Raw genomic sequence first — 15348 nt, 5'->3', positions numbered from 1 at the left:
CCGGCGGGAGTATTTGGTCCAAGAAGAAACGGCAGTCAGCGATCCTGTCCCGGTTCGCCGGGCCCCGGTTCGCCGGGTCCCAGTTCGCGGGCCAGCAGTTCCAGCACGAGGGCAATAGCCCCGGCGCGGTCGGCGGCGCCCTGCCCCGGGGCGGACAGCGCCGCACGCAGGTAAAGCCCGTCGATCAAGGCGCCCAGACCATCGGCGATGCGCGCCGCGCGCGGGCCTGCCAGCGGGCGCAGGTCGTGGATCAGGTTGGATCGCAGCCGGTGATGATAGACGCGCAGCAGGCGCCGCGCCTCGGGGTCGGTCTGGGCCAGGACGTAGAAGTTGAGCCAGGCGGACACCACCTCGGGCCGGAAGGAACCGGGCGCGAAGGAAGCGCGGATGATCGCCGCAAGGCGCGCGCGCGGGCCCCGGGCGCTGGCCAGCGCGCCGCGCACCTCGGCGCCGAACAGCGTCAGCACATGGCGCATGGTGGCGGCAAAGATCGCCTCTTTCGAGCCGAAGTAGTGATGCGCCAGTGCCGGGCTGACGCCCGCGCGCCGCGCGATCTGGGCCACCGTCACCTCAAGCGAGCCGCGCGCGCCGATCTCGACGATCGTCGCTTTCACAATGTCCGCCCGTCGTTTAGGTTCTGCAGAGATCCTGGCCATGTTTCCCCGGAAAATGATTGCGCCAGGGACTTTGGCGCGAGTTAATTGACTCGTCAATCAAGAAACCGGCCGCGCCCGCGCGCACCGCCATGGAACAGATGCAGGAAGTGCCCGATGAAACTGACCACGACCCTTTCGATCCTTGCCCTGCTGGCCGCGACCGGCGCCGCCCGGGCCCAGTGCGACAAGGTCACCTTTTCGGATGTCGGCTGGACCGACATCACCGCGACCACCGCGGTGGCCACCACGATCCTGGGCGCGCTGGGCTATGACACCGATGTCAAGACGCTGTCGGTGCCGGTGACCTATTCGGCGTTGTCCACGGGCGATGTGGATGTGTTCCTGGGCAACTGGATGCCGACGATGGAGGCCGACATCGCCCCCTACCGCGAGGCGGGCAGTGTGGAAACGCTGCGCACCAACCTTGTGGGCGCGAAATATACGCTGGCCACCAATGCCGCGGGCGCGGCCCTTGGCATCACCGATTTCGCCGCCATTGCCGCGCATAAGGACGCGCTGGACGGCCGGATCTATGGGATCGAACCGGGCAATGACGGCAACCGCCTGATCGAGGACATGATCGCCGCCGATGCCTTTGGCCTGTCCGGGTTCAGCCTGGTGGAAAGTTCGGAACCGGGGATGCTGTCGCAGGTCGAACGCGCCGATACGGCCAATGCGCCGGTGATCTTTCTGGCCTGGGAACCCCATCCGATGAACAGCGCCTATCAGATCACCTATCTGGCGGGGGGCGATGACTGGTTCGGCCCCGATTTCGGCGGGGCCACGGTGGCGACCAATGTGCGCAAGGGGTTTGCCACGGATTGCCCCAATGTGGGCCAGTTCCTGCAGAACCTGGAATTTTCTCTGGCGCTGGAAAATGAGATCATGGGTGCGATCCTGAATGACGGGGCCGAGCCCGATGCCGCCGCCCGCGCCTGGCTTGCCGCCAATCCAGACGCGATCGCGCCCTGGCTTGCCGGCGTGACCACGCGCGAGGGCGGCGATGCGATGGCCGCGGTCAGCGCCGCGCTGAACTGATCCGGGCGCCGGGCCGGATTGCCCCATCGGGTTTTTGCAGCGAGGCAAGGGCGACAGGATGGATCGGCTGATTGCCAGCAAGATACCCGTGGGCACCGCGGCACAGGCCGTGGTGAACTGGCTCAAGGCGCATGCCCAGGGCCCGTTCGACGCCCTGTCGAAGGCGATGGGCGGGCTGATCGAGGGCACGCTGTGGCTGTTGCAGGCGCCCCATCCGCTGATCCTGATCGCGGCCTTCATGGCGCTGACCTGGGCCTTGCAGCGCAGCTGGAAGAAATGCCTGATCGTGGCGCTGGGGATGCTGTTCATCCTTAATCAGGGCTACTGGAAGGCCACCACCGAATCGCTGACGCTGATCCTGGTGTCCTGCGCGCTGTGCATGGGGCTGGGGGTGCCCGCGGGCATTCTGGCGGCGCGCAAACGCTGGGTCTATGGTGCGATCGAGCCGGTGCTGGATCTGATGCAGACGCTGCCGACCTTCGTCTACCTGATCCCGGCGGTCATCTTTTTCGGGCTGGGCATGGTGCCGGGGCTGATTGCCACGGTGATCTTTGCCCTGCCCGCCTCGATCCGGCTGACCTATCTGGGCATTTCCTCGACCCCTGCCGCGCTGGTCGAGGCCGCGACCGCCTTTGGTGCCACCCCGCGCCAGCTGCTGATCAAGGTGGAACTGCCCTGGGCCTTTCCGCAGATCATGGTGGGGCTGAACCAGACGATCATGCTGTCGCTGTCGATGGTGGTGGTGGCCACGCTGGTGGGCGCCGATGGCCTGGGCAAGCCGGTGCTGAACGGGCTGAACCGGATGCGGCCGGATCTGGGCTTTGAATCGGGGCTGGTGATCGTGGCACTGGCAAGCGTGCTGCGCGTGATGCTGGAGGTGCGCCGGAAGCCATGACAGAACAACCGCCCCCCGCCGCCGCGATCGAATTCGACCGGGTCAGCATCGTCTTTGGCGACCATCCCGGCCGCGCCCTGCCGCTGATGGATGCGGGGGCCAGCCGGGCCGGGGTAAAGCAGGCCACCGGCCAGGTGCTGGGGGTGCATGACTGTTCACTGTGCGTCAATCAGGGTGAAATCGTCGTTCTGATGGGGCTGTCGGGGTCAGGCAAGTCCACGCTGCTGCGCGCGGTCAACGGGCTGAACGCCGTCTGCCGGGGCGAGGTGCGGCTGCGGCTGGACGGGGCGATGACCTCGGTCACCCATGCCGATGGCGCGACATTGCGCCACCTGCGGCTGCGACAGGTGGCGATGGTGTTTCAGCAATTCGGTCTGCTGCCCTGGCGCAGCGTGCGCGACAATGTGGGGCTGGGGCTGGAACTGGCGGGCCTTGGCCCCGCGGCGCGGCGCGCGAAGGTGGATGAACAGCTGGCGTTGGTCGGCCTGTCGGACTGGGCGGACCGGAAGGTGGGCGATCTGTCGGGGGGAATGCAGCAGCGCGTGGGCCTGGCGCGGGCCTTTGTCACCGAGGCGCCGGTCCTGCTGATGGATGAACCTTTCTCGGCACTGGACCCGCTGATCCGTGCCCGCCTGCAAGATGAGCTGCTGGAACTTCAGGCGCGGCTGCGACGCACGATCCTGTTTGTCAGCCATGATCTGGATGAGGCGTTCAAGCTGGGCAACCGCATCGCGCTGATGGATGGGGGGCGGATCGTCCAGACCGGCACCGCGCGTGACATCATCGCAGCCCCCGTCAACGATTATGTGGCGGATTTCGTGGCGCATATGAACCCGCTGGGTGTGCTGACCGCCGCCGATGCCGCCGAACCCGACCCCGACCCGGGCGCGACACCGGGCCCGCCCCTGCCGCCGGACACCCCGATCCGGGTGGTGATGGACCGGCTGCGCGGGGTAGCGGCCTTGCCGCTGGCCGACGGGCGGCGCGTCACGCGCGAAGGCGTGCTGGCCCGGCTGATCGCCCCGCGCGGCTAGGCGGCGCCCCCGCCGCCCTGCGCCCCGTCAGACCTTGGTCTGCGGGGCGGTAGGGGTCAGCGCCATGGCGGTGATCAGGGCCCGGCGCTTCAGCTGCGCCTCACGCCAGGTCATGTAGCTGATCGCGGTGATGATCAGCGCGCCCCCCGCAAAGACCCAGGGGTCCGCCGGTTCCCCGAACACCGCCATGCCCAGCAGCATCGCCCAGACCAGTTGCAGAAAGGTCACCGGCTGGGTCACCGTAACCGGCGCGGCGGCAAAGGCCCGGGTCATGCAGTAATGCCCCACGGTCGCGAAGAACGCCACCAGCGCCAGCCAGGCCAGCGCCACCAGCCCCACCGGCACCCAGACCGCCACCGCAAAAGGTGCCAGCGCGATGGCGACGGTCAGCGACATCATCGCCACCACCGCGCCTGCGGGCATGCTATCGGACAGGCGCTTGGCGATCAGATAGCTCAGCCCGAAAGACACCGCCGCGCCAAGCTGTGCCAGATGGCCCACCGAAATCTCGCGCAGGCCCGGGCGCAGGATGATCAGCGCGCCAACCACCGCAACCCCGATCGCCACCAGCCGCCGCGCCGCCAGACGTTCCCCCAAGAGCAGCGCCCCGCCCAGTGTCACCACGATCGGGTTGATGTAGCCGATCGCCGTGACCTCGGCCACCGGCAGGCGCGCCATGGCAAAGAACCACAGCGTCACCGCCACGGCATGCAGCCCCCCCCGGCCCAGGACCAGCGGCATCGTCCCGGCCGGAACCCCGCGCCGCAGCGTCACCACCAGCGCCGGCCCCAGAAAGGCCAGCCCAAAGACAAACCGCAAAAACGCCCCCTGAACCGCCGGCAGATCGGTGCCCAGATAGCGCACGATCCCCGTGACCGCCACGAAACACAGCCCCGAGGCCAGCATCCACAGCACACCAGTCACCGGGCCGGAAAGCGCCTGCAGGGAAATATCGGTCGTCAAACGGCTCATGCCCGCACAAGGCCCCAGCCGGGCCGCCGGATCAAGGGCTGAATTGTATCGGACACACAGGGAATTGCGCGCGGAGGGCCAAGGCCTCAGGCGGTGGCGCCCTGCAGCGCGCCCTGCGCCAGCCGCCAGGCGATCGACCACATCATCACGCCGATCCCCCCATCCACCGCCCGCCAGGCCCAGGGCCGGGCGAAAAACGGCGCCAGCCCCCGCGCGCCAAAACCCAGCGCGAAGAAAAAGCTGAATGATGCGCTGACCGCGCCTGCCGCAAAGGCCGCCCCCTGCCCCGGAAACTGCGCGGAAATCGCGCCCAGCAGCACCACCGTATCCAGCCAGACATGCGGATTGGCCCAGGTGATCACCACCAGCATCCCCAGCGTGGCGCCCAGGCTGGCCCCGCCGCCCTGCGCCGCCGCCAGCGCCCCGCCGCCGCGCCAGGCGGACAGAAAGGCCCGCGCGCCATACCAGATCAGAAACGCCACGCCCCCCCACAGCATCGCCAGCCCGAACCCCGGCGCCAGCGCGCTGATCCGGGCAAAGCCGGTGACGCCCAGCACGATCAGCACCGCATCCGAGGCCGCGCAGAACAGCACCACCGCCAGCACATGTTCGCGCCGCAGCCCCTGGCGCAGCACAAAGGCGTTCTGTGCCCCGATCGCCATGATCAGCCCCAGCGCCAGCTTCAGTCCTGCCCAGTAGGCCACCATGATCACCCCCTTTTGCGTCGGGTCTAGCCGGGTGGCGCGGTTCATGGCAAATTCATTCAGGTTATCTGGATTAAGGAAAACTAATGCTGGACTATCCCGCGCTGGCCGCCCTGGCCGAGGTGCTTCGCCGCGGTTCGTTCGAGGCGGCGGCGGCGGCGCTGCATGTCACACCTTCGGCCATATCCCAGCGCATCCGCGCGCTGGAAGACCGGATGGGCTGTGTGCTGGTGCGGCGGGGCACGCCCTGCACGGGCACCGAAACCGGGCTGCGGCTGGCGCGCCACCTGCAGCAGGTGCGCCTGCTGGAACGCGACCTGGCCACGCCGGACGGGGCCGACACCACCCCCGTCATCCGCCTGGCGGTCAATGCCGACAGCCTGGCGACCTGGGTGCTGCCCGCGCTGGCCGCCTGCCCGGGGATGCTGTTCGATCTGGTGATCGACGATCAGGACCATTCCGACGACTGGCTGCGCCGGGGCGAGGTTCTGGCCGCCGTGACCGCCGCCCCCGGCCCGGTGGCGGGCTGCGACAGCATGCCCCTGGGCCGGCTGCGCTATATCGCCACCGCAAGCCCCGCCTTTGTCGCCCGCCATTTCCCCGATGGCCCCACCGCCCGGGCGCTGATGCAGGCGCCGGCGGTCACCTTCAACCACAAGGACCGGCTGCAGATCGACTGGGCCCGCCAGATCGGCGGCGCGGCATCCGGGCCGCCGATCGCACCGCCCACGCATCAGATCGCCTCATCCCAGGGTTTTGTCGAGGCCGCCCTTCTTGGGCTGGGCTGGGGGATGAACCCCGAACCGCTGATCCGCGAGCACCTGGCCGCCGGCCGGCTGGTCGCGCTTGCGCCCGCGCCGCTGGATGTATCGCTGCACTGGCAGGCGTTGCGCCGGATGCGCGGGCCGCTGGCGCCGCTGACGCGGGCGATCCGCGCCGCCGCGGGCCGGATCCTGCTGCCCCCCTGACGCCCCCGGCAATCAAAGGCCCCGCCATCCGGCGGGGCCAAAGGTCTTGCACGGCAGGCCCCGCAGGGGCCGGTGTGCCGGAATTACAGCTGCGCCGCGACATCCTCGGGGACGTCGAAATTCGCGGTCACGGTCTGGACATCGTCATCTTCTTCCAGCGCGTCGATCAGCTTCATCAGCTTTTGCGCGGTGTCCAGATCGACATTGGTGCGGTTCTGCGGCTTCCAGACCAGTTTCGATTCGGTCGATTCGCCCAGCACCTTTTCCAGCGCCTCGGACGCCTCATTCAGCGCGGTATCGGCGCAATAGATCCAATGCCCCTCATCATCGGATTCCACGTCATCCGCGCCCGCCTCGATCGCGGCCATCATCACCGTGTCGGCATCGCCCACGCTGGCGGGATAGGTGATTTCGCCGACCCGGTCGAACATGAAGCTGACCGACCCGGTGGTGCCCAGATTGCCGCCATGCTTGGTGAAATAGGACCGAACGTTCGACGCGGTGCGGTTCAGGTTGTCGGTCATCGCCTCGACGATCACCGCGATGCCATTGGGGCCATAGCCTTCATAGCGGATTTCAGTATAGTCAGCCGCATCGCCAGCTTGCGATTTCTTGATCGCGCGGTCGATCACGTCCTTGGGCATGGATTGCGACTTTGCAGCCTTCACCGCCAGACGCAGGCGCGGGTTCTTTTCGGGGTCAGGGTCGCCCATTTTCGCGGCGACGGTGATTTCCTTCGCCAACTTGGAAAACAGTTTCGAACGAAGCTTGTCCTGCTTGCCCTTGCGGTGCTGGATGTTCGCCCATTTCGAATGCCCGGCCATGAGCCCCCCATCGTTATGTGTTGATCGCCGCCTCTATATGCCAGCGACGGGCCTGCCCGCAAGCGGGGCGCGCATGTGGGCGATGCGACCTTAGCGGTCGATGCGGCGTTCGGGCGTGCGCCAGGTCCGGCGCCGGCCGCGGTCGTCGCGCAGCGTCACCGTGGCATAGGGCGAAAACAGCGGGTCCAGCGCCTGCAGATAGCTTTGCCGTTCGATCGCCACCTCATAGCGGATCGGATGGGCACAATCGGTCAGCCGCCCCGCGGGCACCGCGGCAATATCGGCCCGGCAGGTGGTGCCATCGGTGAACACCACCGTCAGCACCCGCGCCGACAGGCTGATGCGGTCGGGCACGGCATGGGGCTGCGGCCAGGCGCAGGCCGCCAGCAGCGGGACAAGCAGCGGGACAAGCAGCGCCGGGGAAAGGCGCGGAATCAGCGGGGGCATGGCACGGCTCCGGGCGTCACGGAAATACAGGGTAGCGCGCTTACAGCGGCCAAAGCAACGGGATCACAAGGCTGACCGTTACCGCCATGATCACATTCAGCGGCACGCCGATACGCAGGAAATCGGTGAAGCGATAGCCCCCCGGCGCATAGACCAGGGTGTTGGTCTGATAGCCGATGGGCGTGGCGAAACTGGCCGAGGCGCCGAACATAACCGCCACGACCAGGCCGCGCGGATCAACCCCCAGCTGCGCCCCCAGCCCGATGGCGATGGGCGTCAGGATCACGGCGATGGCGTTGTTGGTCACGACCTCGGTCAGGAAAGAGGCGATGGCATAGATCACCAGCACCAGCATCCAGGGCGGCAGATTGGCCAGCGCGGGGCTGATCCCCTCGACGATCAGGCGCACCGCGCCGCTGGCATCCAGCCCCGCCCCCACGACCAGCATGGCAAAGATCAGCGCCAGCAGGCGGCCCTCGACAAAGCCGAAGGCCTCATCTGCATCGATACAGCCGGTCAGCAGCACCACCGCCACGCCCAGGAAGGCCAGCACCAGAATCGGTGCCAGATCCAGCGCCGCAAGCCCCACCACCGCCGCCAGCACCGCGATCACGATGGGCGCATGGCGGCGCCGGTAGGCCCGTTCCGAGGGCTGCGAGATATCGGCCATTTCCATGTCGGCCGCCAGGCGCTGGATATCGGCGGGCGCGCCTTCCAGCAGCAGCGTATCGCCCACCCGCACCTCCAGATCATCCAGCTGGCGGCCGATGTTCTGGTTGCGGCGATGCGCGGCCAGAACATAGACGCCATAGCGCCGGCGCAGGCGCATTTCCCCCAGCCGCCGCCCGATCATGCGGCAGCCGGGGGTGATCAGCACCTCGACCGTGTTGGTCTGCACCGAGCTGAGCTTGTCGATCAGCCGGATTTCCTTGTTGTTGGCAAGGCCCAGAACCTCGGACATGGGGGTGCGCAGCACCACCCGGTCGCCCGGCGCGATGATCACCCCCGCCAGATCGCGGCGCAGCGACGCATCGCCGCGCAGCACGTCGATCACGCGCATGTTGTCGCGCTTGAACAGGTCGACCTCTTCCAGGCGCTTGCCGGTCAGGGCCGAATCCTCGGGCACGGCCACCTCGGTGAAGAATTTCATCTGCGACCGGCCGCCCAGAAGGTTGGACATGGAATAGCGGTCGGGCAGCAGCCGCGGGCCCAGCAGCGCCAGATACACCCCCCCCACCGTCGCGACCACAAGCCCCAGCGGCGCGATTTCGAAGATGCCGAAATGCGCAAGCCCCGCCTGCCGCGCCACCCCATCGACCAGCAGGTTGGTCGAGGTGCCGATCATCGTGACCGTGCCGCCGAAGATCGACAGATAGCTGAGCGGGATCAGCAGCTTCGAGGGCGCCTTGCCCAGCGAGCGCGCCAGCGCGATGAACACCGGCATCATCACGATGACGATGGGCGTGTTGTTCATGAAGGCCGACAGCGCCACCACCAGCACCCCGATCGCGGCCAGCGTCAGGCGCGGCCGGTCGGTGACATGGCGCGCCGCGCGCTGGGTCACCCAGTCCAGCGTTCCGGTGCGCACCAGCGCCCCCATGATCAGGAACATGAAGGCGATGGTCCAGGGCGCGGGATTCGCCAGGGTGCGCGTGGCCTGATCCACCGGCGCCAGCCCCAGCGCCAGCATCGTCCCCGCCCCCCCCATCGCCACCACCTCGGGCGGGACGCGTTCGCGCAGGAACATCATGAACATGCCCAGAACGATCAGCAGGGCGGCAAAGGGTGCGGTGTCCGGCGAAAGCAACGGCTCTGTCATGATCCCTCTTTGGGTGGGCGCAACGGGAAGGCGATTTTACGGCACGGCGGCGCACAGGCAAGGACCATGGCAGCGATCACGGCTGGGATCACGGCTGGCCCCGCCCGATCAGACCGGACGGGCCGGGATCAGCCGGCCGCCCACCCGCACCGGCACGCACAGCCGCGCCTTGCCGGTGCGGTCATCGGTTTCGGTGTAAAGACCCGACAGCGTTGCCTCGCCATTGGCCGGGGTGAAACGTTCCTTGCCCATGCCGGTGATGAAACGGCGCATGGGTTCGGCCTTGTCCATGCCGATCACGGAATGATAGTCGCCGCACATGCCCGCATCGGTCATGTAGGCGGTGCCGCCCGGCAGCACCATCGCATCGGCGGTCGGAACATGGGTATGGGTGCCCACCACGACGCTGGCACGCCCGTCGCACCAATGGCCCATCGCCATTTTCTCGCTGGTCGCCTCGCAATGCATGTCGACCAGCGCGGCCTGCGCCAGACCGCCCAGCGGGTGTTTGCGCAAAACCGCATCCACCGCCGAAAAGGGATCGTCGAAGGGACGCTTCATGAAGACCTGGCCCAGCACCTGCGCCACCAGGATCTTGCGCCCGCGCGCATCCGAAAACAGCCGCGCGCCGCGGCCCGGCGCCTCTTTGGCGTAGTTCAGCGGGCGGATGATGCGCGGCTCGGTGTCGATGAAGCGCAGCATGTCCTTCTGGTCGAAGGCGTGATCGCCCAGCGTGAGGCAATCGGCCCCGGCATCGAGCAGCAGCCTGGCGTGATCCGCCGTCAGCCCCATGCCGGACGAGGCGTTTTCACCATTGACCACGACGAAATCCAGGCCCCAGTCGGCCCGCAGCTTCGCCAGCTGCCCGCTGATCGCCGCGCGCCCCGCACGCCCCACCACATCGCCCAGAAACAGGATCTTCATGCGCCGAGGCTTAGGCCCTGCGCCGGCGAAGCGCAAGAGCAAGCCCGCAGGATGCGGGTGGCGCGCGCCGGGGGCGCCGCCCCCGGACCCCCGAGGTATTTTCGGCAAGATGAAGGGGGTCTGGCCCGCGATCAGGGCCGGATGGTTTCGGACTCGGTCACGATCAGGTCGAGCGGCTGATCGGTCGGCTCGGTCGGGAGGGCGTCGGTTTCCTGGGCGGCGTAGGCAAAGCCGATCGCGGTGACGGGGCCCAGCGCGCGCAACCCGGCCAGGGTGCGGTCGTAAAACCCGCCGCCATAGCCCAGCCGCAAGCCGCGGCGGTCAAAGGCCAGAAGCGGCACGATCAGCACCCGCGGGATCAGGGTTTCGCCGGTTTCGGGGATTTCGGCGCCGAAAACCCCGGGGATCATGCGGGCCTGCGGGGTCCAGCGACGGAAGGACAGCGCCTGGCCCGGCCCCTTGATCACCGGCACGCAGACGGGGCCGTCATGGGCCGCCATCGCGGGCAAGGGGTCGATTTCGGTCCGCATCGGCATGTAGCCGGCCAGCACCGCGCCCGACCAGGGCGCCAGTTCGCGCGAAAGCCGCCGCGCCGCATCGCCCTGGCCACGGGAAAAGGCCGCCTTGCGCCGCACCGCCGCATCGTGGCGCGCCTGGGCCTTTGATCCGGCCATGGTCACAAAAGCACCGCCGCGGCCAGCCCCAGGAAGGCGAAAAAGCCCACCACATCGGTCACCGTGGTGACGAAGGTTCCCGAGGCCAGCGCCGGATCGGCGCCCAGTCTTTCCAGCGCAAGCGGCACCAGAATGCCCGCCAGCGCGGCGATCAGCAGGTTGACCACCAGCGCCGCCGCGATCACCAGCCCGAGCAAGGGCTCGCCGAACCAGAGCATGGCGACCAGCCCCATCACCGTAGCGAAGGTCAGACCGTTGACCAGCCCCACCACCGCCTCGCGCCGCACGACACGCCAGACGTTCGATTCGGTCAGGTTCTTGGTGGCCAGCGCCCGCACCGCCACCGTCAGCGTCTGCGTGCCCGCATTGCCCCCCATCGAGGCGACAATCGGCATCAGCACCGCCAGCGCCACCAGCCGCTCGATCGTTCCCTCGAACAGCGCGATCACGGCGGCGGCAAGATTCGCGGACAAAAGGTTCACGAACAGCCATGGCAATCGCTGGCGCGCGGTTTCCAGCACCGTATCGGACAGCGAGCTTTCCTCGCCCACCCCGGCCAGACGCAGGATGTCTTCCTCATGTTCCTCATCCAGCACCGACATGGCATCGTCGATGGTGATCACCCCCACCAGCCGGTCGTCGTCATCCACCACCGGGGCCGAAATCAGGTGATACTGGTTGAAGGCATAGGCCACGTCAGCCTCTTCCTGATAGACGGAAATGGTGCGGAAACTGTCTTCGGTGATGGCGCGCAGGGCCACGTCGCGGCGCGAGGACAGAAGCTTGCCCAGCGTCACATAACCCACCGGGTGCATGCGCGGATCGACCAGGATCACATGGTAGAACTGATCTGGCAGCCACTCCTCGGCGCGCAGGAAATCGATCGCCTCGCCCACGGTCCAGTGTTCGGGCGCGGTCACCACTTCGCGCTGCATCAGGCGGCCCGCGGAATATTCGGGATAGGTCAGCGACTGTTCGACCGCGGCGCGGTCGGCCTCATCCAGGGCGTCCAGGATAGCCTCTTGCTGGGGCTCTTCCAGATCCTCGATCAGATCGACCACATCGTCGGAATCCAGATCGCGCACGGCTTCGGCCAGAACCTCGCGCGGCAGCGCCCCGATCACCTCTTCGCGGATCGATTCGTCGATTTCCGACAGGATCTCGCCGTCGATCTCGCGGCCCCACAGGCGCAGGAAGGCGCGCCGGTCGGCCCCGCCCACCTGTTCCAGAAGATCGGCGATGTCGGCGGCATGCAGCGGTTCAAGCAATTCGGTCAGGCGCGCGGCATCGCCCGCCTCGACGGCATCGAGAACCAGATCGACAAGCGCACGGTCAAGCCGGTAATCCTGTTCCTCGCGCGTCTCGTCCTCTGCCCGGTCTTCCGCCATGATACCCCCGTCGTTGTCGCGCGCACCATAGCGGCGAACCGGGCCGGAATACAGGGGGCAAAGGGGATGTTCGGCAGGGGCCGCAGGGAATTTACCTTGGCCCGCGGCGGGCCTAGCATGGGGCAAAACGGAAAGGACGGATGATGGCGGAACTGCTTCTGGGTCAGGTGATCAGCTATGCGGGCGACCCCTTCGCCAAAGGCCCCGGGGCGGCACGTCACCTGTCACATGGCGCCGTCCTGATCGAGGGCGGGCGGATCGCGGCACTGGGCGAGGCCGATCGCTTGCGCGCCGCCCATCCCGGCGCCCGGGTGCACGACCACGGCCGCAAGCTGATCTCGGCAGGGTTCATCGACGCCCATGTCCACTATCCCCAGACCGGGATCATCGCCAGCTGGGGCAAGCGGCTGATCGACTGGCTGAACAGCTATACCTTCCCCGAAGAGGCGCGTTTTGCCGATCCCGACCATGCCGCCGGGGTCGCCGCGCGCTATTTCGACCTGGCGCTTGCGCATGGCACGACGACGATGTGCAGCTATTGCACGATCCACCCCGCCAGCGTCGAGGCCTTCTTCGCCCAGGCCCGGGCGCGGGGGGTGCGCGCGCTGGCGGGCAAGACCTGCATGGACCGCGACACCGCCCCCCCCTTTCTGCGCGACACCGCCCAGACGGCACATGACGACAGCAAGCGCCTGCTGGATCGCTGGCACGGGGTCGACCGGCTGTCCTATGTCATCACGCCGCGCTTCGCGCCCACCTCGACCGAGGCGCAGCTTGAGGCGCTGGGGGCGCTCTGGGCTGCGCATCCCGATTGCCTGATGCAAACCCATCTGAGCGAACAGATCGATGAAATCGCCTGGGTCAAGGGGCTTTACCCAAAGGCCCGCGATTATCTGGACATCTATGAACGCCACGGCCTGCTGGGCCCACGCGCGGTCTTCGGCCACGCGATCCACCTGGAGCCGCGCGAACGCGCGCGCCTGGCCGAGGTGGGCGCGGCGCTGGTGCATTGCCCCACCTCGAACACCTTCATCGGATCGGGGCTGTTCGACATGGCCGGGCTGATGTCCCAGGGCCAGCGCATCGGACTGGCCACCGACACCGGGGGCGGGTCAAGCTTTTCCATGCTGCGCACCATGGCCGCCGCCTATGAAGTCGCACAGCTGCGCCACACCGCGCTGCACCCTGCGCAACTGTGGTGGCTGGCCACGCAAGGCGCGGCCCGCAGCCTGCGCATCGAAGAACATGTGGGCAATATCGCCCCGGGGATGGAGGCGGATCTGGTGGTGATCGACCTGGCCTCGACCCCCGCCATCGCGCAGCGTGCCGGACGGGCCGGGGATTTCTGGGAAGAACTGTTCCCCACCATCATGATGGGCGATGACCGCGCCGTGGCTGCCGTCTGGGCCAATGGCCGGCAGCTGATCTGATGGCCCTCGTGAAGCGGGGGGCTGTCTGCCCCCCGCACCCCCCGAAGGTATTTCGGGCAAGATGAAGGAACGCTGCTTCTTCTTGGCCGAAATACTCCGGGGGGGCGCCGCAGGCGACGGGGGCAGAGCCCCCTTCAGCCCCGCAGCAGATCCAGCGCCGCGGCGTGGATTTCGGCATTGGCCGCGGCCAGGATACGCCCGCCGTGATGGGCGGGGCGGCCCTGCCAGTCGGTGACGACACCGCCCGCCGCCTCGATCACCGCGATCGGTGCCTGGACGTCATAAGCCTGCAGACCGGCTTCGACGACCAGATCGATCTGGCCTGCGGCGACCAGGGCATAGGCGTAGCAATCGGTGCCGTAGCGGGTCAGCTTGACCTGTTTCGACAGGCGCTGGAAGGCGGCGGCTTCCCCGGGCGTGCCGATTTCGGGGAAGGTCGTGAACAGGATGGCCTCGGCCAGCGGCCGCGGGCCGCGGGCCGTCAGGGGCTTGTGGCCCATGGGCCCGTCCACCTGCGCCAGGCCGAAGCCGCCGGTGAAACGTTCGCCGATATAGGGCTGGTCAATCACGCCCAGCAGCGGCCCGCGCGCATCCGAGAGCGCGATCAGCACGCCCCAGGTCGGCGTGCCGGACAGATAGCCGCGTGTGCCGTCGATCGGGTCCAGCACCCAGGTCAGTCCGCTGCGGCCCTGGGTGGTGCCGAATTCCTCGCCCAGGATCGCATCCTGGGGGCGGCGTTCGGCCAGGATTGCGCGCATTGCGGCCTCGGCGGCGCGGTCAGCCACGGTGACGGGATCGAAGCGGGTGGTTTCCTTGGTGTCCGCGGTCAGCCCATCGCTGCGAAAATGGCGCAGCGTCTCGACACGGGCGGCATCGGCCAGCGCGTGGGCGACGGCGCGCAGTTCGGCCTGTTCGGCCGGCGTGAGGGGATCGGCAGGGGGCATCGCGGGCTCCGGAAAAACGATGGGGGGAGCGGTATCCGCCCCCCCGTCATGGGTCAAGCCCGGTTGCAGCCGGGACCTGGCCGGGCGGCGATCAGGCCGCGTCCGAGAGCACCTTGGCCAGTTCGAACAGCCGCCGGCGCTGCGCCTCGGGGATGGCATAGTAGGACCGCACCAGCGCCAGCGCCTCCTTGTCGGCCAGGATGTCGCCCGACACTTCGGACGACGCCCCGACCGGATCGGCCAGACCTTCGAAGAAGAACGAAATCTGGACTTCCAGCGCATCGGCAATGTCCCAAAGACGCGATGCCGAGACCCGGTTCATCCCGGTTTCGTATTTCTGGATCTGCTGGAACTTGATGCCGACCTTGTCTGCCAGTTGCTGCTGGGTCATGCCGATCATCCAGCGGCGGTGTCGGATACGCTTGCCGACATGTACGTCAACGGGGTGTTTCATTCGTTACTCCCAAGGCACGGTTTTCGCCCAAGAAATACCATGTGATCGTGGCCGCAGGCCCGTAAAATCTGACCAACCTGTCCAAAAATACAGGGCGCCCCATCCTTTTGCCGCAGTCGGAGGTAAGGTTTTTCATACCTGCTCCGCAGAAAACAGCGTCCGGGCGTCTGCGAAAGG

At 67.7% G+C, this 15348-nt stretch carries 16 protein-coding genes; 5 read left to right on the top strand and 11 right to left on the bottom strand.

The features are described from left to right. Positions 1-35 precede the first annotated feature (35 nt). Positions 36-656, bottom strand: coding sequence for a choline-binding transcriptional repressor BetI (gene betI, locus ACK8OU_RS01805; RefSeq protein WP_410301624.1), 621 nt, complete (start codon positions 654-656; stop codon positions 36-38). Between the two features lie 114 nt (positions 657-770). Here betI and choX point away from each other — a divergent pair, with 114 nt between their 5' ends. From choX to choV, 3 genes are read left to right on the top strand one after another with little or no spacing between them, the layout of a single operon-like run. Beyond that, entirely contained in the window at positions 771-1694 is a 924-nt protein-coding gene (gene choX, locus ACK8OU_RS01800) for a choline ABC transporter substrate-binding protein (RefSeq protein ID WP_410301623.1), read from the top strand. Positions 1695-1752: 58 nt separating this feature from the next. After that, on the top strand, positions 1753-2589 hold the full coding sequence (gene choW / locus ACK8OU_RS01795) for a choline ABC transporter permease subunit (protein ID WP_410301622.1): 837 nt from the start codon (positions 1753-1755) through the stop codon (positions 2587-2589). Beyond that, positions 2586-3623: a choline ABC transporter ATP-binding protein gene (gene choV / locus ACK8OU_RS01790; RefSeq protein ID WP_410301621.1), complete on the top strand. Its 1038-nt coding sequence runs from the start codon at positions 2586-2588 to the stop codon at positions 3621-3623. Before choW ends, choV begins: the two co-directional genes overlap by 4 nt. Before the next feature lie 27 nt (positions 3624-3650). Here choV and ACK8OU_RS01785 read toward each other — a convergent pair whose 3' ends face one another. Both ACK8OU_RS01785 and ACK8OU_RS01780 read right to left on the bottom strand, forming a co-directional pair. After that, the gene (locus tag ACK8OU_RS01785) at positions 3651-4595 is read right to left on the bottom strand and encodes a DMT family transporter (RefSeq protein ID WP_410301620.1); all 945 of its coding nucleotides are present in this window, start codon (positions 4593-4595) and stop codon (positions 3651-3653) included. 86 nt (positions 4596-4681) lie between these two features. Continuing rightward, positions 4682-5302 (bottom strand): LysE/ArgO family amino acid transporter, encoded by a 621-nt coding sequence (locus ACK8OU_RS01780; RefSeq protein WP_410302000.1) that lies wholly within the window; start codon positions 5300-5302, stop codon positions 4682-4684. An 83-nt stretch (positions 5303-5385) separates the two neighbouring features. Here ACK8OU_RS01780 and ACK8OU_RS01775 point away from each other — a divergent pair, with 83 nt between their 5' ends. Further along, positions 5386-6267 (top strand): LysR family transcriptional regulator ArgP, encoded by an 882-nt coding sequence (locus tag ACK8OU_RS01775; protein WP_410301619.1) that lies wholly within the window; start codon positions 5386-5388, stop codon positions 6265-6267. A gap of 83 nt (positions 6268-6350) precedes the next feature. Here the strand turns inward: ACK8OU_RS01775 and ACK8OU_RS01770 are convergent, their stop codons facing one another. From ACK8OU_RS01770 to mgtE, 6 genes are all read right to left on the bottom strand, one after another. Beyond that, positions 6351-7091, bottom strand: coding sequence for a YebC/PmpR family DNA-binding transcriptional regulator (locus tag ACK8OU_RS01770; RefSeq protein ID WP_410301618.1), 741 nt, complete (start codon positions 7089-7091; stop codon positions 6351-6353). Positions 7092-7181: 90 nt separating this feature from the next. Continuing rightward, a complete protein-coding gene (locus ACK8OU_RS01765) occupies positions 7182-7538 on the bottom strand; it encodes a hypothetical protein (RefSeq protein ID WP_410301617.1) in 357 nt (118 codons plus the stop codon). A gap of 40 nt (positions 7539-7578) precedes the next feature. After that, complete coding sequence (locus tag ACK8OU_RS01760) at positions 7579-9357, bottom strand: SLC13 family permease (protein WP_410301616.1); 1779 nt, start codon at positions 9355-9357, stop codon at positions 7579-7581. 108 nt (positions 9358-9465) lie between these two features. Then, a complete protein-coding gene (locus tag ACK8OU_RS01755; RefSeq protein ID WP_410301615.1) occupies positions 9466-10281 on the bottom strand; it encodes a TIGR00282 family metallophosphoesterase in 816 nt (271 codons plus the stop codon). A 131-nt stretch (positions 10282-10412) separates the two neighbouring features. Further along, complete coding sequence (locus ACK8OU_RS01750) at positions 10413-10961, bottom strand: 5-formyltetrahydrofolate cyclo-ligase (protein WP_410301614.1); 549 nt, start codon at positions 10959-10961, stop codon at positions 10413-10415. Then, positions 10958-12343, bottom strand: coding sequence for a magnesium transporter (mgtE, locus tag ACK8OU_RS01745; RefSeq protein WP_410301613.1), 1386 nt, complete (start codon positions 12341-12343; stop codon positions 10958-10960). The genes ACK8OU_RS01750 and mgtE overlap by 4 nt, the downstream gene beginning before the upstream one ends. Positions 12344-12486: 143 nt before the next feature. Between mgtE and guaD the strand changes: the two genes are divergently transcribed. Beyond that, positions 12487-13773 (top strand): guanine deaminase, encoded by a 1287-nt coding sequence (gene guaD / locus ACK8OU_RS01740; RefSeq protein ID WP_410301612.1) that lies wholly within the window; start codon positions 12487-12489, stop codon positions 13771-13773. A gap of 134 nt (positions 13774-13907) precedes the next feature. On the opposite strand, the gene hisN is transcribed toward guaD, so the two are convergent. Together hisN and ACK8OU_RS01730 are read right to left on the bottom strand one after the other, a co-directional pair. Further along, positions 13908-14717 carry a histidinol-phosphatase gene (gene hisN, locus ACK8OU_RS01735; RefSeq protein WP_410301611.1) on the bottom strand — a complete coding sequence of 270 codons (810 nt, stop codon included), beginning with the start codon at positions 14715-14717 and terminating at the stop codon, positions 13908-13910. Positions 14718-14808: 91 nt separating this feature from the next. Continuing rightward, a complete protein-coding gene (locus ACK8OU_RS01730) occupies positions 14809-15171 on the bottom strand; it encodes a helix-turn-helix domain-containing protein (protein WP_250043266.1) in 363 nt (120 codons plus the stop codon). Positions 15172-15348 lie beyond the last annotated feature (177 nt).

Source organism: Pontitalea aquivivens (assembly GCF_046507575.1).
Classification (GTDB): domain Bacteria; phylum Pseudomonadota; class Alphaproteobacteria; order Rhodobacterales; family Rhodobacteraceae; genus Pontitalea; species Pontitalea aquivivens.
This window is presented reverse-complemented; position numbering and strand designations above follow the sequence as displayed.